This is a genomic window from Rhizobium vallis, assembly GCF_003985155.1.
GTDB lineage: Bacteria > Pseudomonadota > Alphaproteobacteria > Rhizobiales > Rhizobiaceae > Rhizobium > Rhizobium vallis.
This window is the reverse complement of record NZ_ML133692.1, coordinates 57,824-82,674: the sequence shown is the minus strand read 5'-3', so window position 1 is coordinate 82,674 and position 24,851 is coordinate 57,824. Positions and strand designations below refer to the sequence as shown.

The window sequence follows — 24,851 nt, the reverse complement described above, 5'->3', positions numbered from 1 at the left end:
CCCCGTCAGGCCGCATCGATGCGCCGCAGAATTGCCGGATCGGCAGCACGTCGCTCCTCCAGCATCTCGGTGATGAGATCTGATGTGACCGGCTTTCCGAACAAATAGCCCTGCAGGCAATCGCATCCGAACAGGCGCATCGCCACCGCCTGCGCCTCGGTCTCGATGCCTTCGGCCGTGACGGGAATATCGAGCGAGCGGGCAAGCGCCACCGTCGCCTGAAGCATCTCGCGCTGCCGCTTGTCCTCGTTCACGCCCATGACCAGCGAACGGTCAATCTTGATGCGGTCGAAGCCGAACTGCCTGAGATAACCGATCGAGGAGAAGCCGGAACCGAAGTCGTCGAGCGCGACCTTGACCCCCAGCCCCTTCAGCCGCTCGATCGACTGGCGAGTGCGCTGCGGATTCTGGATCATGTAGCCTTCGGTGATCTCGAGCGTGACGCGGCCGGCCTCGATTTCCGTCTGCTTCAATACGTAGCGCACATAATCGGTGAAAGCAGGGTTGCGGAACTGGCCGGGTGAGACGTTGACCGAGATGCTGAGGCCCGGCCATTGCTTGGCCGTCTCGCAGGCCTTGCGCAGCACGAACAGGCCGAGCGATTCGATGAGGCCGCTGGTCTCGGCGATCGGAATGAATACTTCGGGTGAAACGGGACCGTGGCCCGGACGGTTCCAGCGCACCAGCGCCTCGACACCCGTTGGCGCATGGGTCGTCGCATCGACCAGCGGCTGATAGGCAAGCGTCAGGTCGCCGCTTTCGATGGCGACCCTGAGATCGATCTCCAGCGCATTGCGTTGCTCGCGGTCGGCATCCATCGACGGATCGTAGAGCGTCATGCGCGCGCGACCGGCTTCCTTCGCCTTGTACATGGCAAGGTCGGAGCGACGCACCAGCTCTTCACGTTCGATCGCACCCGTCGGCGACATGGCAATGCCGATGCTTGCCCCGACGACGACGACGCGGCGACCGATCTCCAGCGGCTCGGCCAGAAAATCGAGGATTTGTTCGGAAAGCTGCAGGGCCGCGGCGTTTTCGCCGTCAGAAAGAAAAGCGATGGCAAATTCATCGCCGCCGATGCGGGCAAGAACGGCGCCTTGCGGAATGAGCACGGCGAGGCCGGCCGCGACCGCCCGGATCAACTGGTCGCCGGTGCCGTGGCCATAGCTGTCGTTGACTTCCTTGAAGCCGTCGAGGTCGAGATAAAGGAGCAGAACGTTGCGCTTGGTCTGGCGAGCCTCAAGAACGAAGCGGTCGACGGCGAGCCCGAGACCGTCGCGATTGGAAAGACCGCTCAGCCTGTCGCGCAGCGCCTCCTCGCGGGCATTGTTTTCCTCACTCTTCAGCCGGCGGCCGGCAAGCCAGCCGATCACCAGCAGCACCATGAAGAACAGCCCGACCAGTCCGAGCGCCTGGATGACCATCGGCCGCACCTGTGCGTAGCCGACATCGCCTGGCGAACGCGAAGTCCAGACCAGCTTGGCGAGCGTTGCCCCCGTGGGATCAGCGATCGGCACGAAATAGTCGGCCTCGAAGACCGGCGGCGCCAGCCTCAGCCCGCCGATGACATAGGTCTGGCCAAGCCCCGCCACTCTTTCGTCATCGAGATGGCGGGCAAAAACGAGATAGCGATGCTGGCCCGCGGGCGCATCCAGCGCGCCTGATTTCTTCCGCACCAATGCCACGCCGACGGCGGCGATGCCGCGCTTGGTGGAAACGAAACCGACCGCCTGGGGACGATCGGCAGGGGCGGCCGTCTTGACCTTGTCGAAAAGCGTCCAGAGCGATGGCGCGAAGAAATCCGCCAGCGGCTCCTCCATCGGCTGCCCGTCGCGATAGGCGATGATCGCCTTCTTCTGATCGTCGATGACGATCGCCATGTCGAAAAGCGAGCTGTTGAGCGACATCTCGCCGTAATTGCTCACCGTCCATGCCATGCCGTCGGGCGCATAGACGTTGACGGCAGCGTCGTCCCAGGCGGAATAATCATCGAGCGTCGCGCCCAGCTGGTCCTCGAAGGTCTTCAACGCGCCGATCGTCGTTTCGCGCGAGCGCTCGTCGTCGAGGAGATTGGCATTTTCGGCCACGCGTTCAAGCGCCGTCAGCACCATGATGGTGACGACGGCGACGATGACGGCGAATGAGAAAAGCACACCCGTAACGGTGATGTGACGGCCTATTCCCGATCCCTTGCTCCGCGATTTCGCAACTGTACGCATTACAACTCCCTGACCGCAGGATTTTGCCAGTCAAGGGTTCAAAAACGTTTAAGCAACCACCTGTTGAAGATTATTGACGATCTATTTCTGCGCCTGCGATCGACCGATGCGGGTTCAGGCAAGCAACTTCGATCGCCTCAGAAAATGAGTCCTAACCCGACTTGTGATTGCCCTTCGGGAATTGCGCCGCCAGGTCGCGATACCACTTGCCGCTTTTCTTCACTGTACGGACCTGGGTTTCATAATCGACATGCACGAGGCCGAAGCGCATGCGATAGCCTTCCGCCCATTCGAAATTGTCCATCAGGCTCCAGGCGAAATAGCCGCGCAGGGGATAGCCGTCCTTGATGAGACCGGCCACGACGCTGAGATGATCGCCGACATAGTCGAGACGCATGGTGTCCTCGACTTTACCATTGACGACACCGGTATTGTCGCAGGCGCCGTTCTCGGTGATGTAGCATTCCGGCAGTTCGTAGCGGCGGTAGAGATCCTCGACTAGGAGCTTCAACCCCGGCGCATAGATTTCCCAGCCGATATCGGTCTTGACGTCGCTTGCCGGCGGCGCTTTCACCGTCCAGGGGAAATCGCCTTTTCGTTCGGCATCGTCTGTGACGCGCTCGGGCGTGTAGTAATTCAGACCCCACCAGTCGAGCTTCTGGCTGATGAGCTTCATGTCGCCATCCTCGATGACAGGCATGCGGTCGCCGAGCGCCTCGACGAATTCCTTCGGATATTCACCCTTGAAGACGGGATCGAAGAAAGCGCCGTTGTGGAACTGATGCGCGCGCTCGGCGGCGGCAAGATCGGCCGGACTGTCGGAGCCCGGAACGATCGCGGCAGCGTTGAGCACGAGCCCGACGGGCACGTTGGGCGCTTCCGAGCGGATCGCCTCGACGCCGAGACCGTGGGCGAGGTTCATGTAGTGCATCGCATGAAGGGCGGCCTGCATGTTGCGCTCGCCCGGCGCGTGGATGCCGTAGAGGTGGCTCAGCCAGACGATGCACCAGGGCTCGTTGAAAGTGGCAACCGCGTCGAGGCGATCGCCGAGGCGGTTCATGACGGTCTTGGCATAACGTTGAAAGGCATGGGCGGTCGAGCGCGCCGTCCAGCCGCCGTCACCGGCAAGTAGCAGAGGCAGGTCCCAATGATAAAGCGTCGCGAAGGTCTTGATCCCACGCGCCTTGCAGCCGTCGACCAGCCGATCATAGAAATCGAGGCCGGCCTCGTTCACCGGGCCTGTACCATCCGGGATAATGCGCGGCCAGGCAATGGAGAAGCGATAGGCTTCGACACCCATCTCCTTGATGAGATCCAGATCCTGCTCCAGCCTGTTGTAGTGGTCGCAGGCGATATCTCCGTTGTGGCGATGATAGACGCGGCCCGGCATATTGCAGAAGGCATCCCAGATGGATGGCTTGCGGCCATCGGCCTTGCTGGCGCCCTCGATCTGAAACGCGGCGGTGGCAACACCGAAGGTGAAGTCGCCGGGAAAGCGCTCTGCGAGATTTTTCGGATCAATCATCTGGGAATCCTATCTCTAAAGCATGTCGCGCAAAAGTGTGCCGCGGTTTTGCGACGACGACATGCGGAAAATCAGAAATCTAAAGTGTGGCAGACGAATCTGAAAGATCGTGCCACGCTTTAGACTGAGGCCATTTGCGCGGGATTTAGCCAAGCCCGAAGGCAAAGTACAGGCCGGCAGCGATAAAAACTGCAACGTTACAGGAAGGGCCTTCCTTCTAACATTCCCACACTCATAACGGCAATGCCAGCGGTCGTGACCTGCGGCCGTCCCGCTGCTACCTGATCAAGAATAAACCAAAAAACGCCGAGATGGCTTCGGCCACCTCGGCGTTTTCATGAGTGCCGCGGAAGACGCGGGTGGTCATATCAGACCTTGACCCAGGCGCCGTTCTTCTTGGAAGACGCGACGCAGGCTTCGACGAAGGCCACACCCTTCACGCCGTCATCGACGGTCGGGTAGACCACCGCCTTGTCGACGTCCTTGCCCTTTTTGCGCGCGTTGATCGCATGCGCGGCTTCCGTATAGATCGTCGCAAACGCCTCGAGATAACCTTCCGGATGCCCTGACGGTACACGCGAGACGCGGCCGGCAGCAGCACCCGCACCGGCGCCGCCCCGGGTAATCAGCCGCTTCGGCTCGCCGAAAGGCGTGTACCAGAGATAGTTCGGGTCCTTCTGGGTCCATTCCAGCCCGCCTTTGGTGCCGTAGACGCGCACCATCAGACCGTTTTCATGGCCGGGCGCCACCTGGCTGCACCAGAGCATGCCCTTGGCCGGTTTCTCCGCGCCCTTCGCCTTGAAGCGCAGCATGACATGGGCATTGTCATCAAGCCGCCGGCCGGGAACGAAACTGTCGAGATCAGCGGCCAGACTGTCGAGTTCCAGGCCAGTGATGAAGGAGGCAAGATTATAGGCATGTGTGCCGATATCACCGGTCGAGCCGCCGACGCCCGACTGCGCCGGATCGGTGCGCCATGCGGCCTGTTTCTGGCCGGTCTGCTCGACCGCTTCCGTCAGCCAGTCCTGCGGATATTCAGCCTGGACCACCCTTATATCGCCGAGCTCGCTGTTCGCGATCATCTCGCGCGCTTGGCGAACCATCGGATAGCCGGTGTAATTATGGGTCAGCACGAAGAGAGCGCCGCTCTCGTCGGCGACCTTCTTCAGCTTTTTCGCATCGGCAAGGTTGGAGGTCAGCGGCTTGTCACAGATGACATGGATGCCGCGCTTCAGGAATTCCTTGGCCGCGTCGTAGTGCACATGGTTCGGCGTGACGATCGCCACCGCCTCGATGCCGTTCTTCAGCTTGGCTTCGCGGATCGCCATCTCGCGGTAGCTGGAATAGGTCCGCGACGGGTCGAGGCCGAGATCACGGCCGGATTGAACCGCCTTCTCAGGCGTCGACGACAGTGCGCCGGCGATGAGATCGTACTGATCGTCGATACGCGCCGCGATACGGTGCACCGCACCGATGAACGCGCCCGCGCCGCCGCCCACCATGCCGAGCCGGATGCGCGGCTCACGGGTCTGTTCGGATGATGCTTCGATTGCCATTCTGTCCTCCTGGTAGATGATCACGCAGGCATTGCCGCTTGTCTCTTCTCCTCAGCGGGGAGAAGTGGCGGCAGCCGGATGAGGGGGCCTCGCGACAGATAGTGCCCTTCGCTTGTCGCTCAGGGCGTCGCTCCGCTTCTCCCCCTCATCTGCCCTGACGGGCATCTTCTCCCCGCCGGGGAGAAGAGAAAGGGAAGGTCTAAAGCCCCAGCATCCGCCGGTTCGCCGCCTGGTCCGTGCCGCTGCCGGCGAAATCGTCGAAGGCTTTCTCGGTGACGCGGATGATATGGGCGGCCACGAATTCGGCTCCTTCGCGGGCGCCGTCTTCCGGATGCTTCAGCGCGCATTCCCATTCGACCACGGCCCAGCCGTCGAAATTGTTGGCCGTCATCTTCGAGAAGACCGCACCGAAATCGACCTGGCCGTCGCCGAGCGAGCGGAAGCGGCCGGCGCGTTCCACCCAGCCCTGATAACCGCCGTAGACGCCCTGGCGCCCGGTCGGGTTGAACTCCGCATCCTTGACGTGGAACATCTTGATGCGGTCCTTGTAGATGTCGATGTTGTCGAGATAATCGAGGCACTGCAGGACGTAATGCGAGGGATCGTAGAGCATGTTGGCGCGCGGGTGATTCCTCACGCGCTCCAGGAACATCTCGAAGGTGATGCCGTCATGCAGGTCTTCACCGGGGTGGATCTCGTAGCAGACGTCGATGCCGTTTTCGTCGGCATGGTTGAGGATCGGCGTCCAGCGGCGGGCAAGTTCGTCGAATGCGGTCTCGACGAGGCCAGCCGGGCGCTGCGGCCAGGGATAGATGAAGGGCCAGGCGAGCGCGCCCGAGAAGGTGGCATGCGCCTTGAGGCCGAGGTTCTTGGATGCCGTCAGCGCCATCTTGACCTGCTCGACCGCCCATTCCTGCCGCGCCTTCGGATTGCCGCGCACCTCAGGTGCCGCAAACCCGTCGAAAGCTTCGTCATAGGCCGGGTGAACAGCGACGAGCTGGCCCTGCAGATGGGTCGAAAGCTCGGTGATCTCGATGCCGTTTTCACGAGCCTTGCCGGCGAATTCGTCGCAATAATCCTTCGACGTGGCGGCTTTCTTCAGATCGATCAGCTGGCTCGCCCAGGTCGGCACCTGGACGCCCTTGTAACCGATGTCGGCGGCCCATTTGGTGATCGCGTCCCAGGAATTGAAAGGAGCGGTATCGCCCGCGAACTGGCCAAGGAAAAGGCCGGGACCCTTGATCGTTTTCATGTCAGATTCCTCCCTGAATATCGACCGTAAACGTTTCTGAAAGACTTGTAGCACGCAATTTGGCGGACGCAAGGCGCTTCCCGCCCTTGGTTCGCGGATTTGATGCGAGAGCGGATGCGATGTGCCCGCGAGCTAATCATGATGGGAAGTGGCGGGCAAGAGGTACGTGCGGCACTTTCCCGTTGCATGCTGTACGCGGGGCATAAAAAAGCGCCCATCCTTTCGAATGGGCGCGTCTTTCCGTTCAGCGGATCAGAACGGAGAATCCGGGAAGTAGAATTCCTTGGCGTTCTCCTTGGTGACGAGCGTGGCGTCGAGGATGTAGCTGCCGTGGACCGGGACCTGATCGTAGAGTGCCGCAGCCGTCAGTTCCATCGCCGTGCCGACCATCGCCGGCGGATAGAGCACGTCGACCGGGATCAGCTTGTCGCCGTCCATGACCTTCTTGACCATGTCCTTCGAGCCGGCGCCGGCGACGACATACTTGATGTCAGTACGCTTGGCCTGCTCGATCGCCTGGAGAACGCCGACGGCCATGTCATCGTCCTGGCACCATACCACGTCGATCTTCTGGTACTTCGTCAGGTAGTCCTGCATGACCTTGAAGGCATCGTCGCGGTTCCAGTTGCCGTACTGGCGGTCGAGAACCTTGACCTTCGAGCCGGCGATACCCTTGTCGAAGCCGTCCTGGCGCTGCTGGTCGATCGGGATCGGCAGGCCGCGGATGACGACGACTTCGGCATCCGGCGTGTTGTCCTTGATGTACTTGCCGGCGACTTCGCCGAGAGCCGGATTGTTGCCGGCGACATAGAGGTCGCGCACGGAATTGTCGTTGTTGCTCGGCGCACGGTCAACGAGGGCGACGAACTTGCCCTTGCCCTTGACTTCCTTGATGGCGTTGACGAGCGGATCCGGGTCCGACGGCAGGATGACGAGGGCGTCGATGCCCTGCGTATCGAGATCCTGCACGGCGTTTGCCTGGCTGGCAGCATCCGGCGAAGTCTTGACGATGACGTTGAGGCCGGGATGTTCGGCCATCAGCAGCTTGGCGACGCGTTCGGCATGAAACACCACGCCCGAGGTCCAACCATGGTCGGCGGCCGGAATGGAGACGCCGATCGTGAATTTCTTGTCCTGGGCGTAAGCGGTGCCGGCGAACGTCACCGCCGCAACCGCGAGACCCAACATCAATTTCCGCATGCTATTTCCTCCCAATGATTTCAGGGACTTTTCCATACCGGACCGGACGCCCTGTAAGCCCGGTCAAATGCAAGCGGTCAGATCATGATTTGCGCACCAGCGAGCGCTGGACGAACATCGCGATGATGATGATCGCACCCTGTATGGCGCCGATCAGGTATTCGCTGATGAAATTCGAAAGCAGCATGATGTTGCCGACGAGTTCGAGAATGAAAGCACCGCAGATCGTCCCCCAGACCCGGCCGGCGCCACCCTTGAGCGCCGTGCCGCCGACGACGACGGCGGTGATCGCCTGCAGCTCCCAGAGAATGCCTGTTGTCGCCGATGTCGAGCCGAGACGCGGAACGTAGAGCAGCACGGCGATCGCCACGCAAAATCCCTGGATCACGAAAGCGATCGTCCGCACGCGGTTGACCGCGATTCCCGAATAGCGGGCGACATCGCTGTTTGATCCGACGGCGACGACATGGCGTCCGTATCGGGTACGATAGAGAACGAAGGCCGCAACCGCCGTCACCGCCAGGATCACCACGATCGGCACCGGCACGCCGGCGATATTGCCGAAATAGGCGGGGCGATAGAGCGTCTGGATGTCGGGGGAGCGAAGCGTGATCGCGCCGCCTTGCGACAACCATGTCGTCAGGCCGCGATAGATGCCCATCGTGCCGAGCGTCGCGATGAAGGGCTCGATCTTGCCAACCGTGGTGATCAGGCCGTTCGCCAGGCCGCAGAGCGCACCGGCGACGATCGTGAAGACGACCGCGACCGTCAGCATGAGCGCCGGGTTTGCGATGGCGCCCGAATTCATCAGCAGGATCATCAGGCTGGCGACGAAAGCCACCATGGACCCCACCGAAAGGTCAAGGTCGCCCGCCGATATCACGAAGGTCGCACCGACCGCGATGATGGCGATGAAGGCGCTGCGTGTGGCGACGTTGGCAAGGTTGGTGATGCCGATGAAGTTGGGATTGACCAGGGCTCCGACGATCAGCAGCAGGGCGAGAGCGACGAACGGCGCGACCGCGCGCAGGTCGACATCCCGCCAGGATCGACGCCGGATTTCCCTGGTCTCCTCGTTGACACTCATTTCCAAAACCAACCTCCCGGCCCATCTTCTCTGGGCATCTTATATACCGTCCACACCTGCGGACCCGCTTCCGCCCTCAGGCGGCCGCCTTCCTTTTGAGCCCGGCGGCGTAGCGCATGATCTCCTGCTCGGAAATCTCATCTCCCTCGAGCATGCCGACGATATGCCCTTCGCGCATCACCGCCACCCGCGTGCAGAGACCGATAACCTCCGGCATCTCCGACGACACGACGATGATCGATCGGCCGTCCCGGGCGAGCGCCGATATGAAATGATAGATCTGCTGCTTGGTGCCGACATCGATGCCCCGCGTCGGCTCGTCGATGATGATGATATCGGGCTCGGTTTCCATGACCTTGGCCAGCAGCAATTTCTGCTGGTTTCCGCCTGACATGCGGCCAGCGACGATATTGCTGTCGCGAACCCTGATATCGAAACGACGCTTGGCCTTCGCAAGCGCCGCCGCTTCGCTGCCCGGGCTGAGATAGCCGTGACGAGAATGTCTTCCGAGCGATTGCAGCGTCAGATTGGTCATCATGCCGGACCGCAGCAGCAGCCCCTTCGACTTGCGGTCCTTGGTCATATAGGCCAGACCGCAACGATTGGCAGCATGCACATCGCCTGAAGGAACCGTTTCGCCCTTGATGACCACTTCGCCTTCGAGACGGGTCCGCAACCCGGCGATCGCCTCCATCAGCTCGGTCCGGCCTGAACCGATCAGCCCGGAGAAACCAATGATCTCGCCCTTGCGGACCTCGAAGCTCGCATCCCTGACATAGCCGGTTGATACCGAGGAAACGCTGAGGACGACCTCTTCGTCGATATCGGGCTCGACCTTGGCGGGATAGAGGCTGGAAAGCTCGCGGCCGACCATCAACTGCGCGATCGACTCCCCGTCCAGAATCGATGTCGGCGACGTCTTGATCCACTGGCCGTCGCGCAGGACCGTGACCCGGTCGGTCAGCTCCATCACCTCGTCGAGTTTGTGGGAAACGAAAACGAAGCTGGTACCCTGGTCGCGCAGCTTGCGGACCTGCTTGAAGAGCATGCTGATCTCTTCCCGTGACAGGACGGCGGTCGGCTCGTCCATGAAGACGACGCGCGCATCGCGGCTGATTGCCTTGGCGATCTCGACCATCTGCTTGTCGGCGATCGAAAGCGTGCTGATCAGTGCATTCTCGTCGACATGCGAACCGAGCACGTCGAGAACCTTGCGCGTCTCGGAACGCATGTATCTGCGGTCGAGCACGCCAAAACGGGTGACCTCGCGCCCCAGGAAAAGGCTCTCCGTCACGGTTAGATGTTCGGCCAGGTTGAATTCCTGGTGGATGATAACAATGCCGAGCGCTTCCGCGGCGCCATTGGGCGGCAGCACGACTGGCTTGCCATCGAGCAGGATCTCGCCGGAACTCGGTTGCTCGAAGCCCGACAGCACCTTGACGAGCGTGGATTTGCCCGCACCGTTTTCGCCCATGAGCGCGTGGATTTCGCCGGCGCGGAGATCGAAATTCACGCTGAAGAGGACCTGCACGCCGCTGAAGGATTTGCATATGCGCCTGGCAGACAGCACCACAGGTGCGGTGTCGGCGATCTCAACGGTCATCATGCTCTCCCCCTAGAGCGCTTCACGTCCGGCAGGCGCACCGACAACGCTCCATCACCTTGAACTAGCGCACATTTCGCTTCTGGAAACCGCTTGGGTTTTCAGGGCTGCGCGCTCGCGGCTCCCATCCGCTTTGACCTTTATGTAAACCTTTACATCACTCATGTAAAGGTTTACATCATTGATTTACACAGATCAGTTGAAGCTTGCCTTTGACCTCTCGGCCAGTCTGTGTAGTGTCGCGGCGAAGACAGCCCCAAGGCAGAACCAGTGTCGAATTCTACGCCCGCAACAATCGAAGACGTCGCCCGGATTGCCGAGGTCTCCATCGCGACGGTTTCCCGGGCGATCCACATGCCGGAGAAGGTCGCCAACTCGACGCGGCTGAAGGTCAACCAGGCGATCGCCATCACCGGCTATACGACCAACGCCATGGCGCGCAGCCTGAGGCTCGGCCGCTCCAACATGATCCTCGTCGTGGCGCCCGATATCGGCGACCCCAATTTCTCCAACATTCTCGTCGGGCTGGAGAACGAGGCGCGCGCCCACGGTTACGGTATCCTGATCGGCCACACCCAGAACGATGCCCAGCGGGGCCTCGAATATCTGAAGTTCTTCAATTCCAATCAGGCCGCCGGCCTGATCCTCTTCACCGGCATCCTGCCTTTCGGCCATCAGTCCATGACCGCCCGGTTGCCGCCGAGCGTCGGCGTTTTCGAACCGGTCTTTAATGGCGGCATTCCCTATGTCGGCGTCGACGACACCGAGGGCGCGCGAAAGGCCGTGGACCTGCTGCTGGCCGAGGGGCATCGCAAGATCGCCTTCATCGGCGATTCCCGCACCCGGCTCGCCTATACCAGGCGCCGCATGGGTTACGATGCCGGTCTGGACGCCGCCGGCGTCCCGCCCGACACCAGGATCGTGCTCGAAGGCGACGGCACGATCGAAAGCGGACGACATGCGGTCGAGCAGCTTTTCATGCGCGACACGCTTCCGACCGCCTTCATGTGCGTCAACGACCAGACCGCGATCGGCGTCATGGTCGGGCTTGGCGCGCGAGGTTACGATATTCCGCGGGATTTCTCGGTGACGGGCTTCGACGACGTGCCGCAGGCCGTCTTCATATCGCCTTCGCTGACCACGATCCGCCAGCCACGAACGGCGATCGGCAAGCAGGCGATGGCGCTGCTCCTGGAGCTCCTGTCCGACGGCCAGCCGGCCGAGACGGAAATTCTGCTGAGGCCGGATCTGGTGGTTCGCAATTCAGTCTCCGCGCCGTCGCGCAATTGGTTGAGGCGCTGAACGGACACGGCAGTAGCCGGCCGGAAGGATAACGCCGGCGACCGATGGCCGCCGGCGCCTGTCATCAGACGTAACGGTTGACGACGTTCTCGAGCAGCTCCTGCTTGCCGGATCTCGGCTGCGGATTGACGTCCTTGGTCTCAACCCAGTTCGTGATCTCATCCAGGGAATACTCGCCGCGGAAAAGCTTCTGCGCCTCGGCCGAATCCCAGCCGGCGTAACGATCGGCGAGCGGCTGCGACAGAGCCTTGTCCTCGATCATCTTGGCAGCGGCCTTGAGACCGCGGGCGCAGCAATCCATGCCGCCGATATGGCCGATCAGCAGATCCGCCGGATCGAGCGACTGACGGCGCAGCTTCGAGTCGAAGTTGGTGCCGCCGGTCTTGAAGCCGCCGCCTGCCAGCACGTGGTAGTAGGCGAGCGCCATTTCCGGAACATTGTTCGGGAACTGGTCGGTATCCCAACCGGACTGGTAATCGTTGCGGTTCATGTCGATCGAGCCGAAAATACCGAGCGCATTGGCAAGCGCCAGCTCGTGCTCGAAGGAATGGCCGGCAAGGATCGCATGGCCCTGCTCGATATTGACCTTCACCTCGTTTTCAAGGCCGTGCTTCTTGAGGAAGCCGTAGACGGTTGCGACGTCGTAGTCATACTGGTGCTTGGTCGGCTCCTGCGGCTTCGGCTCGATCAGGATCGTGCCCTTGTAGCCGATCTTGTGCTTGTATTCGACGACGAGGTTGAGGAAGCGGCCGAGCTGGTCGAGCTCACGCTTGAGATCGGTGTTGAGCAGCGTCTCGTAGCCTTCGCGGCCGCCCCACAGCACGTAGTTCTCGCCGCCGAGCTTCTGCGTGGCGTCGATGCAGGTCTTCACCGTCGCGGCTGCGAAAGCGAAGACATCGGGATCGGGGTTGGTCGCCGCGCCCGACATATAGCGGCGGTTGGAGAAGAGGTTCGCCGTGCCCCAGAGCAGCTTGGTGCCGGTTGCTGCCTGCTTCTCCGCGAAATAGTCGACGATCTCGTTGAGGTTCTTGGTGTTCTCGGCGAAGTTCTTGCCCTCGGGACGCACGTCGGCGTCGTGGAAGCAGTAGTAGGGCGTGCCGAGCAGCGAGAAGAATTCGAAGGCGACATCAGCCTTGAGCTTGGCAGCCTTCATCGTGTCTTCGAACCAGGGACGCAGGAAGGTCTGGCCGCCGAAGGGATCGCCGCCCGGCCAGGTGAAGGTGTGCCAATAGGCGACGGCGAAGCGCAGATGGTCTTCCATGCGCTTGCCGAGGACGATTTCGTCCGGCTGGTAATAGCGGAAGGCCAGCGGATTGGTGCTGTCGGGGCCTTCGTATTTTACTTTCTGAATATCGCCGAAAAATCCGGTGCTCATGTCAGGTCTCCTTGGGTTCGTATTTCTTAACAGTTCTGAATTCTTGTCTGCGCCAGAGGCGGCCCCCTCATCCGCCTGCCGGCACCTTCTCCCCGCTGGGGAGAAGAAACTTGTGACAACGTCGCGTGTCCTTCAGATACGGACGCCACGGGCTCCCCTCTCTCCCCTCGGGGAGAGGGGAGGGTGAGGGGCGCGTCTCGATCTCAATGCGCCAGCGATTTGATCGCCGGGTAGAGCGCACGATAGCGCTTGTAAGCATCCTCATAAGCGCCGCTCAGAGAAACAACCGGCTCGATCGTACCTGCCGTCACCGGCGGCGTGCAGACCGCGATAGGATCTGCCCCCGTTGCCGCGATCAAGCCGAGGCGCGCCGCGCCGAAGGCCGCGCCGAAATCGCCATCGGCGGGCAGATCAACGGGAACGCCGAGCGCGGTCGCGATCGATGCCAGCCAGTAACGCGAGCGGGAACCGCCGCCGATGGCGGTGACGCGGGAGATACCGGTGCCGGCCGAACGCAACGCTTCGAGATTGTCACGGATGGCAAAGGCCACACCTTCGAGCACGGCCTGTGTCAGCACAACGCGGCTGCTTTCATGTTCAAGGCCGATGAAGGCGCCGCGGATGACGGCATCGTTATGCGGCGTGCGTTCGCCGGAGAGATAGGGCAGGAAGGTGACGCCGGTCGGCGCCTTCAGCGTCTCGCCGAGTTCGCCCGTCAGATCGGCGGCCGATTTGCCCGTGACGCCGGAATGCCAGTTGAGTGCATCGGTGGCCGACAGGATGACGCCCATCTGGTGCCAGGTGTTGGGCAGTGCATGGCAGAAGGCATGCACTGCGCTTTCCGGCTTCGGCAGATAAGAGCCGTTGGCGGCAAAAAGCACGCCCGAAGTGCCGAGCGAGACGAAGGCGGCGCCATCACTGACCGTGCCCATGCCGCAGGCCGAGGCCGCATTGTCGCCCGCGCCGCCGGCAACGACGACCGTGCCGGAAATACCCCATTGCGCCGCCAGTTCGGGCCGCAGCGTGCCGGCCTGTTCGGTGCCCTCGACGAGCGCCGGCATCTGTTCCTCGGAAAGGCTGGTGGCGGCAAGCAGTTCGGACGACCAGGCGCGCTTGCCGGTATCGAGCCAGGAAGTGCCGGCCGAATCCGACATTTCGGAAATATATTCGCCGGTCAGCCAGAGACGCAAGTAATCCTTCGGCAGCAGCACCTTGGCGACCTTGGCAAAGACTTCAGGCTCATGCTTTTCGACCCAGGCGAGCTTCGGCGCCGTGAAGCCGGGAAAGACGATGTTGCCGGTAAGCGCCCGGAAGCGCGGATCGGCGTCGAGGGCTGCGGCTTCGACATAGCTGCGCGTATCGTTCCACAGGATGCAGGGGCGCAGCACCTTGTCGGCGGCGTCGATGAGCGTTGCGCCGTGCATCTGCCCCGAAAGGCCGATACCCCTGACCGCGGCGAACTCCTTCGGATGTTTTGCCTTGAGGCCGGCGACGGCCTCTTCCGTGGCGCGCACCCAGTGGGCCGGCTCCTGCTCCGACCAGCCGGAATGCGGGCGTGAAACATCGAGCGAACCATTGGCAGAGCCCACGATCTTCTGATCGCCGTCGATCAGCATCGCTTTGACGCCGGAGGTTCCGAGGTCGAGACCGAGATACATCTGGTATTCTCCTTTGCCGTTACGGCAGATTGTCTTTCAGGAATATGTCGAGACGGATGCGTTCCTGCGCTGCGATGACGGCAAGCCCGTCCGCCTTGGCTTTCAGCACGCGGACTGCACTGCGCACCTCATGTCCGGCGTCCTGGTTGAGGATCGCATCGATCGTATGGTCGAGCAGTGCCGCGCGCGTATGGGCCGTCAGTTCGTGAGCGATAACGGTCAGCGTCCGGTCGACGGCTTTCTCCTTCAGTGCCCGAATGAGGCCGCGATTGCCGGCGCCGAGGCTGTAGACGCCGACGATGCCGGCATTCCTCGACAGCGCATCGGCAACCAGCATATGAGCGATCTCGGGATCGTCGCGGCCTTCCAGAACCGGCAGAATCGCAAAATCGGGAAATTCTTCCGCCATCACCGCGGTGAACCCCTCCAGCCGCTCGCGATGGTCGCGCACCAGCATGGAGCCGGCAAGCACCGCGATTTCGCCCTTTCGTGGCCCGAGGAACCGCCCGAGCAGGCGCGCAGCCGTGCGACCGGCAGCGATGTTGTCGACGCCGGCATAGTGATGGCGAAGCGACCCGGTGAGGTCGGAAACCAGGGTGACGATGGGAAAGCGTTCGCGCACCAGCCTGTCGACGACGGCGCGCACTTCGGGAGCATCGGTCGCAACCATGGCGATGCCGCAAGGCTTTTCCCGTGAGAGCTCTTCGAGCACGGAGACCAGCGCGGCGGGATCGAAGGCCGGCACCTCGATGGTGCGGATGTCGGTGCGCTCCGCCGGCGACCGGAGGATCGCCTGCCGTATCTCGGCATTGAGCCCGTGCATGAAGGAATTGTCGCTGGCCGGCAAGATGAAGACCAGCGGATAGGTGCGCCCCTTGGCAAGATTGGCAGCGGCGACGTCTCTGACATAACCAAGCTCGCGGATTGCGGTCTCGACCTTTTCCCGCGTGACGTGGCGCACGCCGGGACGCTGGTTGAGAACGCGGTCGACAGTCGCGAGACTGACACCGGCTGCGGCAGCGATATCGTGAACGGTTGGCCTCATCATTCCTCCTGACGAGACCATTAGCGCCAATTCTGATGTACGTAAATCAAAAAATCGAAGGAGACGGTTTCCACGTCATTTTTTCGGCCTTGCCAGCCGCCAAGCCAATCGACAAGCAATCATGCGCTGATGACACGACGGCCGGAAAACCGCAAACAAAAAGGCCCTCCGGAGAGGGCCTTTTCAAGGGGCGGCAGGGCCGGAGGTCAGTGGCCGCCGCCACCTCCCCCGCCTTGCGGCGCGGGTTTCTTGATCATCGCGACACCGAGGATCATCGCAACGAAAAGCGCGGTCAGAATCAGGAACACATCGCTGAAGGAAAGGATGACCGCCTGCCTGGTGGCAAGGCCGACCATCTTCTTGATCGCGACCGAAGCCCCATCCATGCCATAGGTGTTGAAGTTGGCGGTCATATTGTTCATCTGGTCGATTACCGCCGGATTGCCCCAGTCCATATTCTCCCGCAGCCGCTCGTAGTGCACGTCCTGCCGGTTGGTGAGCACGGTGTTGATGACGGCAAGGCCGACGGCGCCGCCGAGGTTTCTGGTCAGGTTGAACAGGCCGGACGCACCGCGGATGCGTGAGGGCGGCATCGTGCCGAGCGCGATATTGTTGATCGGCACCATGCACATCATCAGCCCGAAGCCGCGCAGGATCTGGGGGATGAAGAGCTCGTAGAAATCCCAATCCGCCGTCAGGTGGATCATGATATATGTGCCGGCGGCGAAGCTGACGAAGCCGATCACCATCATCAACCGCAGGTCCATCTTCGTCGACAGCCGCCCGGCAATCGGCGCGGTGAAGAACATCGCAAGCCCGGAGACGAACATCGTCTGGCCGATCATCAGCGAATCATAGCCCCGGATACGCCCGAGATAGACCGGATAGATATAGGTGAGCCCATAGAGGCCGATGCCCATGACAAAGGAAAACACCGAACCGAAGGAGAAATTCCGGTTCGAGAATGCCCTGAGGTCGACGACGGGGAAATCCACCGTGAAGGCCCGATAGAAGAAGACGATGCCTGCAGCGCCGGAGGCAACCGCTGCGATGGCGATGGAATTGTCATTGAACCAGTCGTTCGAATTGCCCTCTTCAAGCACATATTCCATCGCACCGAGGAAGACGCCCATCGAGATCAGCCCCCACCAGTCGAACTTCTTGAAGAGCGACAGTTCAGGCTTGTCGAAATCGATGAAGTTCCAGGTGACGAGCGTAACGATGATGCCGGGAACGATATTGACGAGGAACAGCCAGTGCCAGGAGAAGGCGTGGCTGAGATAGCCGCCGACAGTCGGGCCGATGGTCGGCGCCAGCGTTGCGATCAGCCCGATGATCGGCGAGACGATGCTGCGCTTCGATGGCGGGAAGATGGTGAAGGCGGCCGCGAAGACCGACGGGATCATGCCGCCGCCGATAAAACCCTGGATGGCGCGATAGACGATCATCTGGTCAATATTCGTCGCCGTCGCCGCGAGCGCGCTCGCCATGGTGAAGCCGGCCGCCGAAATCGCGAAGAGGTATCGCGTCGATATGATCCGCGCCAGCGTGCCCGATAGCGGGATCATGATCACTTCGGCGATCAGATAAGCCGTCTGCACCCAGCCGATTTCGTCGGAGCCGGCCGACAGGCCGGCCTGGATTTCAGCCAGCGAGGCCGAGACGATCTGGATGTCGAGGATCGACATGAACATGCCGAGCACCATCGCGAAGAAGGCGATGAGCTTCTTCGGATCCATGCGATCCGCCGCATGGGCAGGCGCTACCGGAATGGTTCCCGCTGTTGCTGTTGGGCTCCCTGCCATCAGACCACCTCCGCCTACCCTGAAGGCTTACTTGCTCGGCGCCGTGCGGGTATCGACGTCGACGACGACGCTGAGGCCTGCACGCAGGCGCCCGCTGTCGAGCGCATCCTGCGGCAGCGCGATGCGCACCGGGACACGCTGGATCACCTTGGTGAAGTTGCCAGTGGCATTTTCCGGCGGCAGCATCGAGAAGACCGAGCCGGAAGCCGGCGAGATCGACTCGACCGTGCCGACAACAGGATGGTCGCTATAGGCGTCGACGTGGACGTTGACCTTCGAGCCGGGAACGAGGTGCTGGATCTGCGTTTCCTTGAAGTTGGCGTCGATATAGAGCTCATGCACCGGAACGAGCGCCATCAGGCGCTGGCCGGGTGAGACGAGATCACCTTCCTGGACCGAGCGGTTGCCGACGATGCCGTCATAGGGCGCCTTGAGCACGGTGAAGGAGAGATCGCGGCCAGCCTTGTCCCGGGAGATTTCCAGCGAACGGACCGAACCTTCGGCCTCCTTGCGCTGGGCTTCAAGGATGGCAATATTGGCCTGCGCAGCCACGATATTGGCATCGCCGCCGGCGAGATTGGCCTTGGCCTGATCGAGTGCAGTATTGGCATCATCGAGATCCGCGGTGGTGCCGACCGACTTTGCCTGCAGGTCGCTCTGGCGCTTCTGCTTGATTTCCGCGCCACGAACCGTGGCTTCGAGGGCAGTCTTCTGGGCCTGCGCCTGCACGAGGCTGGCCTTGGCGCCTTCGATCTGCGCATCGATACGGCTTAGCGAAAGCTGCTCGGTCGCGATCTGGGCATTCGCCTGATCGAGGGCATTCTGGTAGTCGCCGTTATCAAGGGTAGCGAGAACATCGCCTGCCTTGACTTCCTGGTTGGCAACAACATTCACCTTCGCGACATAGCCGGTAACCTTCGGCGAGATGGTCGCGATATCGCCTTCGATATAAGCGTCGTCGGTCGACACCATAAACCGGCCGTTCGTCCACCATTCGTATCCATACCAGCCCCCGCCCGCGAGCAGGGCGAGCACCACGATCGGCAGCACCGGACTGCGGCGCTTCTTCGCGGCCTCGGGAGGAGCAACCGGAGCCTGGGCCGGCGCCGGCTGCGCAGGGGCAGACGGCTTTTCCAGTGTTTCCGCCGTCGGAGCCTCGGCAACGGCCACGACCTCTGCCTCTTCGGTTTCGGCGTTTTCGCTGACGATCCGTGCGACGTTGCTCTTTTGATTGCTCGACATGGCCACTTTACCGATCTTGGAGTAAAATAATCGAACTGAACGGTTCGGTTCAGTTGACGTAAACCTGTTTTATCGTCATATCAAGATGTATAGAACCAATCGGTTCGATTTCTTTTAAAGAAAACGCCAAAACATGAAGACGGTTAAGGAGACATGACGCTGAAACCCGACCATGCCGCTGCATTCAGCCCTCCTGCTGCAGGAGGCAGATTTGCCGCTGGCGAAGATCCGGCAAAGCGCCAGCAGATTCTCGCCGGCGCCAAGCGCGTCTTTATGAAGATGGGCTTCGACGCCGCCAGCATGAACGACGTGACGCGCGAGGCCGGCGTCTCCAAGGGAACGCTCTACGTCTATTTCACCAACAAGGAAGAACTGTTCTCGGCGATGATCGAGGCCGAGCGCGCCACCTTCCTGGCGACGATGCGCACCGCGCTTGCCGAACACGACGATCCCGAAGCTGGCCTGTACGAATTCGGGATTAGCTTCGTCACCCATATGACCGACGAAAAGGTCATCAGCGCGATGCGCACCGTTCTTGGTGTTCGCGATCGCATGCCGGCCCTCTGTCAGCGCTTCTTCAAGGGGCCTGAAAACCTGCGCACCGTCCTGCGCGACTTCCTGGAACGGCGCATCGCCGATGGCGCGCTTGAGATCGACGACATCGAATTGGCCGCCGGTCAGTTTCTCGATCTCGCCAGCGGCAGCTTCTTCAAGCTTCGCCTGTTTGGGAGCATGGAAGAGCCGCCGCCGCGCGACGAAATCGAGCGCGTCATCCGGGGTGCGATCCGGGTCTTCATGGCCGCCTACGGCGCACGCCGGCACGGGACCGTCTGAGCACATCCTTCACGGCTGCCTTCCATCGGCCAAAATTCCGCAAGGGCGATCAAACCTCGCTGCCGGCTTTTCTCTAAAGAAGACGTCGCAACCCCTGCGTAATTCCTTAAATCGGAATCGATTTAAGGATAAATTATGCAGCAATTCAAAGTGCTGTAGCGTCCTTTGCGCATCTTAAAGGACGCATGGCACCGTAGGGAGTGAGGATGAGCGCCGTCGCCCGGGCGATCTGGTTCATAGAGAGCCATTTCGAACACGATCTATCGCTGGAAGAGATATCCGACGCAGCCGGATTGTCGCGTTACCATCTGTCGCGCGTTTTTGGGCTCGTCAACGGCCACTCGATCAGCGGCTATATCAGAGGGCGGCGCCTCAGCCGCGCCGTGCCTGCTTTGGTCGTCGGTTCATCCACCATTCTCGAGGTTGCGCTTGCCGCGGGCTACGGCTCGCACGAGGCCTTCACCCGTGCCTTCCGCGACCAGTTCGGCATGACGCCGGACGCGGTGCGCAGACAGGGGCACGCCCGCAACCTTGTTTTACTGGAGCCGATCAGAATGGATCCCGCCCGCCTCAACGACCTCGAACCGCCCCGCTTCGAAACCCTTCAGCCGATGCTCTTTGCCGGCCTGCAGGAGATCTATCCCTATGGCGGCAATGCCGCCATCCCCTCTCTCTGGCAGAAGTTCAACGCCCATTTCGGCCATATCCCGGGCCAGAAAGGTAATGTCGCCTACGGCATCTGTACGCATATCGATGGCGAAGCGGAGAAATTCCGCTATATGGCCGCGGTCGAAATCTCCGATGCCGGCGACCTGCCACCGGATTTCACGACGCTCAAGCTTCCGGGACAGCGCTACGTTGTCTTCAGCCATCGCGGCCATGTCTCCGGCATTCCGCTGACCATGCACCGGATTTTCGACACATGGTGGCCGACCTCCGGCCTCGAACATGGCGACACGCCCGACATGTTCGAACGCTACGATGAGCGCTTCGATCCTTATACCGGCATGGGCGTCACCGAAATCTGGTTGCCGATCAAGGAATAAAAGTAGCGTCGATTTCGTATACCCCCTTGCGGCGACTTGCCTGGCAGGTCGCCGACATTACATTGCTGGCGTCATCACATGCGACGCAAAGAGGGTATACGCTGATGCAGGAAATCATGACGCTCATTCAGGATCCGGCCGCCTGGGTGGCGCTCATCACGTTGGTGGTGATGGAAGTCGTTCTCGGTATCGACAACCTGATCTTCATTTCCATCCTGACGAACAAACTGCCGCCCGAGCACCGCGAGCGGGCCCGCAAGATCGGTATCGGCCTTGCCCTCATTATGCGTCTGGCGCTGCTCGGCACCGTCGCCTGGATCGTGCAGCTGACCGAACCGCTGTTCGAGGCCTTCGGACACGGCTTCTCCTGGAAGGATCTGATCCTGATCGCCGGCGGCCTGTTCCTCGTCTGGAAAGCCACCAAGGAAATTCACCACAGCGTCGACCCCGTGGACCATCAGGAAGATTTCATTGCCACGTCGGCAACGACAGGCTTTGCATCGGCCATCGGCCAGATTCTGCTGCTCGACCTTGTCTTCTCCGTCGACAGCATCATCACTGCCGTCGGCATGACGCCGCATCTGCCGATCATGGTGGTCGCCGTCATAGCTGCCGTCACCGTCATGCTTGTTGCCGCGACCCCGCTTGCCAACTTCATCGAAAGGAACCCGACGATCGTCATGCTGGCGCTCGCCTTCCTGCTGATGATCGGCACGACCCTGATCGCCGAGGGCATGGGCTTCCATGTGCCGAAGGGCTACGTCTACGCTGCCATGGCCTTCTCGGCGCTTGTCGAGGTGCTGAACATGTTCGCGCGCAATGCCCGCAAGCGGAAACGCGAAGGCGCGCATTGAGACTGATACGAGAGGGCGTGCCGCAGCCGGCGCGCCCTCCCTCAGCGCCATGAAGCCCTTGCGGACGCGGTTTTTCTTGACGCGCCCGGTTGAATATGGCCTAAGGCCAGCCGAACGGACGATCGGCGAATGGTGCGGGCGAATGCCCTTTTTCGGCCGGTTTGCCGATGAAGATATCTGCATCCTTCCGGCCGAACGTCGCTTTCCAGCGAATACCGTCCGGCATTCATTGACGGGCACATACAATGACAGTTTCCGGGACAGCTACCGGCGTCCGCGTCCGCATCGCTCCCTCGCCGACCGGCGAGCCGCATGTCGGCACCGCTTACATCGCTCTTTTCAATTACCTCTTCGCCAAGAAGCACGGCGGCGAGTTCATCCTGCGCATTGAAGACACGGATGCGACGCGCTCGACCCCTGAATTCGAGACGAAGGTGTTGGACGCGCTGAAATGGTGCGGGCTGGAATGGAAGGAAGGCCCCGATATCGGCGGCCCCTACGGCCCCTATCGCCAGTCCGACCGCAAGCCGATGTACCAGCCCTACGCACAGGAACTGCTGGACAAGGGGCATGCTTTCCGCTGTTTCTGCACGCCTGAGCGGCTGGAGCAGATGCGCGAGGGCCAGCGCGCCGCCGGCAAGCCGCCGAAATATGATGGCCTCTGCCTGACACTCAAGGCCGAGGAAGTCACCTCGCGCATGGCGGATGGAGAAACTACCGTCATCCGTATGAAGATCCCGACTGAAGGCTCGTGCGACTTTACCGACGGCGTCTACGGCGACGTTTCCATCCCGTGGGACTCCGTCGACATGCAGGTGCTGATCAAGGCCGACGGCATGCCGACCTATCACATGGCCAATGTCATCGACGACCATCTGATGAAGATCACCCACGTGGCGCGCGGCGAGGAATGGCTGGCTTCGGTACCGAAGCACATCCTGCTCTATCGCTATTTCGGCTGGGACCAGCCGGTGTTCATGCATCTGTCGCTGATGCGCAATGCCGACAAGTCGAAGCTGTCGAAGCGCAAGAACCCGACATCGATCTCCTATTATTCTGCGCTCGGTTACATTCCCGAAGCGCTGATGAATTTCCTCGGCCTGTTCTTCATTCAGATCGCCGAAGGCGAAGAGCTTCTGACGATGGAAGAGCTGTCCGAAAAGTTCGATCCCGACAATCTCTCCAAGGCCGGCGCGATCTTCGACATCCAGAAGCTCGACTGGCTGAACGGCCGCTGGATCCGCGAGAAGCTGTCGGAAGAGGAATTCGGCGCCCGTGTGCTGACCTGGGCGATGGAAAACGATCGCCTGAGGGCCGGCCTGCGCCTATCGCAGACGCGCATCTCCAAGCTCGGCGAGCTGCCCGATCTCGCCGGCTTCCTGCTGAAATCCGATCTCGGCCTTCTGCCTTCCGATTTCGCCAAGATCAAATCGCCACCGGAAGAGATCCTGGAGATCCTCAACACTGTCCAGCCGGATCTCGAAAAGATTCTGGAATGGAATGTCGAGACGATCGAAGCCGAGCTGCGTGCCGTCGCTGATCGCATGGGCAAGAAGCTAAAGGTCGTGGTAGCTCCGCTCTTCGTTGCCGTATCGGGCTCGTCTCGCTCGCTGCCGCTCTTCGATTCCATGGCGATCCTCGGCCGCTCCGTCGTGCGCCAGCGCCTGAAGCTCGCCGCACAGGCCGTCGCCGCCCTCGTCGGCTCGAAGTAAAAACAGTCAGAGGATTTCGAAAGTGGCTGACAACAAGACCGAAAACACCCTTTCCTCCGACGCGACTGAGGTGCGCGCCCAGAAGCTGAAGCTGCTGCGCGAGCAGATCGGCGAGGTCTATCCGGCGCATTTCCACCGGACGCTGACCAATTCCGAACTGGCCGCGAAATACGAGGGGCTGGAGCCCGACACCGAGACCCAGGATGTCGTCACCGTCGCAGGGCGCGTCTATTCCTCGCGCAACTCCGGCATGTTCATGGACATCCATGATGCGGGCGGCAAGATCCAGATCTTCAGCCACAAGGACACGACGCCGGAAGAGGCCCGCGCGCTGCTGCCGATGATCGACATCGGCGACATCATCGGCGTCACCGGCATCGTGCGCCGCACCAAGCGCGGCGAGCTGACGATCAACGCGCAGAAGATCGAAATGCTGACCAAGTCGCTGCTGCCGATGCCCGAGAAGTGGCACGGCCTCTCCGACATCGAGCTGCGTTATCGCAAGCGCCATCTCGACATCATGACCAACGAGGATTCGAAGCTGCGCTTCCAGCAGCGCTCGAAGATCGTCTCCGGCATCCGCCGCTTCATGGAAAATGATGGCTTCATGGAAGTCGAGACGCCGATGCTGCACTCGGTCTATGGCGGCGCCACCGCCGAGCCGTTCAAGACCCACCACAATACGCTCAAGCTCGACATGTACCTGCGCATCGCGCCGGAACTGTTCCTGAAGCGCACGCTGGTTTCGGGCCTCACCGACAAGGTGTTCGAGATCAACCGCAACTTCCGCAACGAAGGCGTCTCCACCCGGCACAATCCCGAATTCACGATGATGGAGTGCTACTGGGCCTATGCCGACTACGAGGACATCATGGACCTCGTCGAACGGCTGTTCGAGAGCCTGGCGCTCTCCATTCACGGCACGACGGAATTTCCCTTCGGTGACAAGACCCTGTCCTTCAAGGGACCGTTCAAGCGCGTGCCGATGCCCGATGCCGTCAAGGAAGTCACCGGCATCGACTTCCTCGCCATCAAGACCGATGAGGAAGCCCGCGCCGCCGCCAAGGCTGCCGGCTTCGCGGTCGAGAAGGATTGGACCTGGGGCGAATGTCTCGCCTTCATCTTCGAGGAAAAGGTCGAAGCCACACTGATCCAGCCGTCTCACGTCACGCATTTTCCGAAGGACATTTCCCCCTTCGCCAAGGAAGTGCCGGGCGAGCCGCGCCTCGTCGAGCGTTTCGAGACCTATTGCAACGCCTGGGAACTCGGCAATGCCTTCTCCGAACTCAACGATCCGGAAGAGCAGCGCCGCCGCATGGTCGAGCAGCTCGAGCAGGCCCACGCCCGCGGCGAAAAGGAAAAGCAATTGGACGAGGAATTCCTCGACGCCATCGACCAGGGCATGCCGCCGGCCGGCGGCCTCGGCATCGGCGTCGACCGTCTCATCATGCTTTTGACCAACGCGCCGTCGATCCGCGACGTCATCCTCTTCCCGGCCCGCCGCAACAAGGCTGACTGATAGGAAGCGCATAAAAA

General features: G+C 61.3%; 18 protein-coding genes. 6 read left to right on the top strand and 12 right to left on the bottom strand.

Features of this window, described 5'->3' with window-relative positions; genetic code table 11:
- Window positions 1-5 precede the first annotated feature (5 nt).
- The 7 genes from EFQ99_RS20050 to EFQ99_RS20020 form a co-directional block, all read right to left on the bottom strand.
- Window positions 6-2,219 (bottom strand): putative bifunctional diguanylate cyclase/phosphodiesterase, encoded by a 2,214-nt coding sequence (locus EFQ99_RS20050; protein WP_126922979.1) that lies wholly within the window; start codon window positions 2,217-2,219, stop codon window positions 6-8.
- A gap of 151 nt (window positions 2,220-2,370) precedes the next feature.
- Window positions 2,371-3,744: a GH1 family beta-glucosidase gene (locus EFQ99_RS20045; RefSeq protein WP_126922977.1), complete on the bottom strand. Its 1,374-nt coding sequence runs from the start codon at window positions 3,742-3,744 to the stop codon at window positions 2,371-2,373.
- 368 nt (window positions 3,745-4,112) lie between these two features.
- Window positions 4,113-5,300, bottom strand: coding sequence for a Gfo/Idh/MocA family protein (locus EFQ99_RS20040; RefSeq protein ID WP_126922975.1), 1,188 nt, complete (start codon window positions 5,298-5,300; stop codon window positions 4,113-4,115).
- Window positions 5,301-5,499: 199 nt separating this feature from the next.
- Window positions 5,500-6,552 carry a sugar phosphate isomerase/epimerase family protein gene (locus tag EFQ99_RS20035; RefSeq protein ID WP_126922973.1) on the bottom strand — a complete coding sequence of 351 codons (1,053 nt, stop codon included), beginning with the start codon at window positions 6,550-6,552 and terminating at the stop codon, window positions 5,500-5,502.
- A 252-nt stretch (window positions 6,553-6,804) separates the two neighbouring features.
- Entirely contained in the window at window positions 6,805-7,752 is a 948-nt protein-coding gene (locus tag EFQ99_RS20030) for a substrate-binding domain-containing protein (protein WP_126922971.1), read from the bottom strand.
- Window positions 7,753-7,834: 82 nt separating this feature from the next.
- Window positions 7,835-8,839 (bottom strand): ABC transporter permease, encoded by a 1,005-nt coding sequence (locus EFQ99_RS20025; RefSeq protein ID WP_126922969.1) that lies wholly within the window; start codon window positions 8,837-8,839, stop codon window positions 7,835-7,837.
- Between the two features lie 76 nt (window positions 8,840-8,915).
- Entirely contained in the window at window positions 8,916-10,442 is a 1,527-nt protein-coding gene (locus EFQ99_RS20020) for a sugar ABC transporter ATP-binding protein (protein ID WP_126923208.1), read from the bottom strand.
- Window positions 10,443-10,712: 270 nt separating this feature from the next.
- On the opposite strand from EFQ99_RS20020, the gene EFQ99_RS20015 reads away from it, so the two are divergent.
- Window positions 10,713-11,744 (top strand): LacI family DNA-binding transcriptional regulator, encoded by a 1,032-nt coding sequence (locus tag EFQ99_RS20015; protein ID WP_126922967.1) that lies wholly within the window; start codon window positions 10,713-10,715, stop codon window positions 11,742-11,744.
- 64 nt (window positions 11,745-11,808) lie between these two features.
- On the opposite strand, the gene xylA is transcribed toward EFQ99_RS20015, so the two are convergent.
- The 5 genes from xylA to EFQ99_RS19990 all read right to left on the bottom strand — a co-directional run bounded on the left by xylA (window position 11,809) and on the right by EFQ99_RS19990 (window position 18,869).
- Window positions 11,809-13,119: a xylose isomerase gene (gene xylA, locus EFQ99_RS20010; RefSeq protein WP_126922965.1), complete on the bottom strand. Its 1,311-nt coding sequence runs from the start codon at window positions 13,117-13,119 to the stop codon at window positions 11,809-11,811.
- A 203-nt stretch (window positions 13,120-13,322) separates the two neighbouring features.
- Window positions 13,323-14,777, bottom strand: coding sequence for a xylulokinase (gene xylB / locus EFQ99_RS20005; RefSeq protein WP_126922963.1), 1,455 nt, complete (start codon window positions 14,775-14,777; stop codon window positions 13,323-13,325).
- A 19-nt stretch (window positions 14,778-14,796) separates the two neighbouring features.
- Complete coding sequence (locus EFQ99_RS20000; RefSeq protein ID WP_126923207.1) at window positions 14,797-15,822, bottom strand: LacI family DNA-binding transcriptional regulator; 1,026 nt, start codon at window positions 15,820-15,822, stop codon at window positions 14,797-14,799.
- Window positions 15,823-16,028: 206 nt separating this feature from the next.
- The gene (locus EFQ99_RS19995) at window positions 16,029-17,627 is read right to left on the bottom strand and encodes a DHA2 family efflux MFS transporter permease subunit (RefSeq protein ID WP_126922961.1); all 1,599 of its coding nucleotides are present in this window, start codon (window positions 17,625-17,627) and stop codon (window positions 16,029-16,031) included.
- A gap of 27 nt (window positions 17,628-17,654) precedes the next feature.
- Window positions 17,655-18,869: an HlyD family secretion protein gene (locus tag EFQ99_RS19990; protein WP_126922958.1), complete on the bottom strand. Its 1,215-nt coding sequence runs from the start codon at window positions 18,867-18,869 to the stop codon at window positions 17,655-17,657.
- A gap of 153 nt (window positions 18,870-19,022) precedes the next feature.
- Between EFQ99_RS19990 and EFQ99_RS19985 the strand changes: the two genes are divergently transcribed.
- The 5 genes from EFQ99_RS19985 to lysS all read left to right on the top strand — a co-directional run bounded on the left by EFQ99_RS19985 (window position 19,023) and on the right by lysS (window position 24,834).
- On the top strand, window positions 19,023-19,703 hold the full coding sequence (locus tag EFQ99_RS19985) for a TetR/AcrR family transcriptional regulator (RefSeq protein WP_126922956.1): 681 nt from the start codon (window positions 19,023-19,025) through the stop codon (window positions 19,701-19,703).
- A gap of 206 nt (window positions 19,704-19,909) precedes the next feature.
- A complete protein-coding gene (locus EFQ99_RS19975) occupies window positions 19,910-20,749 on the top strand; it encodes an AraC family transcriptional regulator (RefSeq protein ID WP_126922953.1) in 840 nt (279 codons plus the stop codon).
- Between the two features lie 104 nt (window positions 20,750-20,853).
- Window positions 20,854-21,603, top strand: coding sequence for a TerC family protein (locus EFQ99_RS19970; protein ID WP_126922951.1), 750 nt, complete (start codon window positions 20,854-20,856; stop codon window positions 21,601-21,603).
- Between the two features lie 245 nt (window positions 21,604-21,848).
- Window positions 21,849-23,315 carry a glutamate--tRNA ligase gene (gene gltX / locus EFQ99_RS19965; RefSeq protein WP_126922949.1) on the top strand — a complete coding sequence of 489 codons (1,467 nt, stop codon included), beginning with the start codon at window positions 21,849-21,851 and terminating at the stop codon, window positions 23,313-23,315.
- 22 nt (window positions 23,316-23,337) lie between these two features.
- A complete protein-coding gene (gene lysS, locus EFQ99_RS19960) occupies window positions 23,338-24,834 on the top strand; it encodes a lysine--tRNA ligase (RefSeq protein WP_126922947.1) in 1,497 nt (498 codons plus the stop codon).
- The last annotated feature ends 17 nt before the right edge of the window (window positions 24,835-24,851 follow it).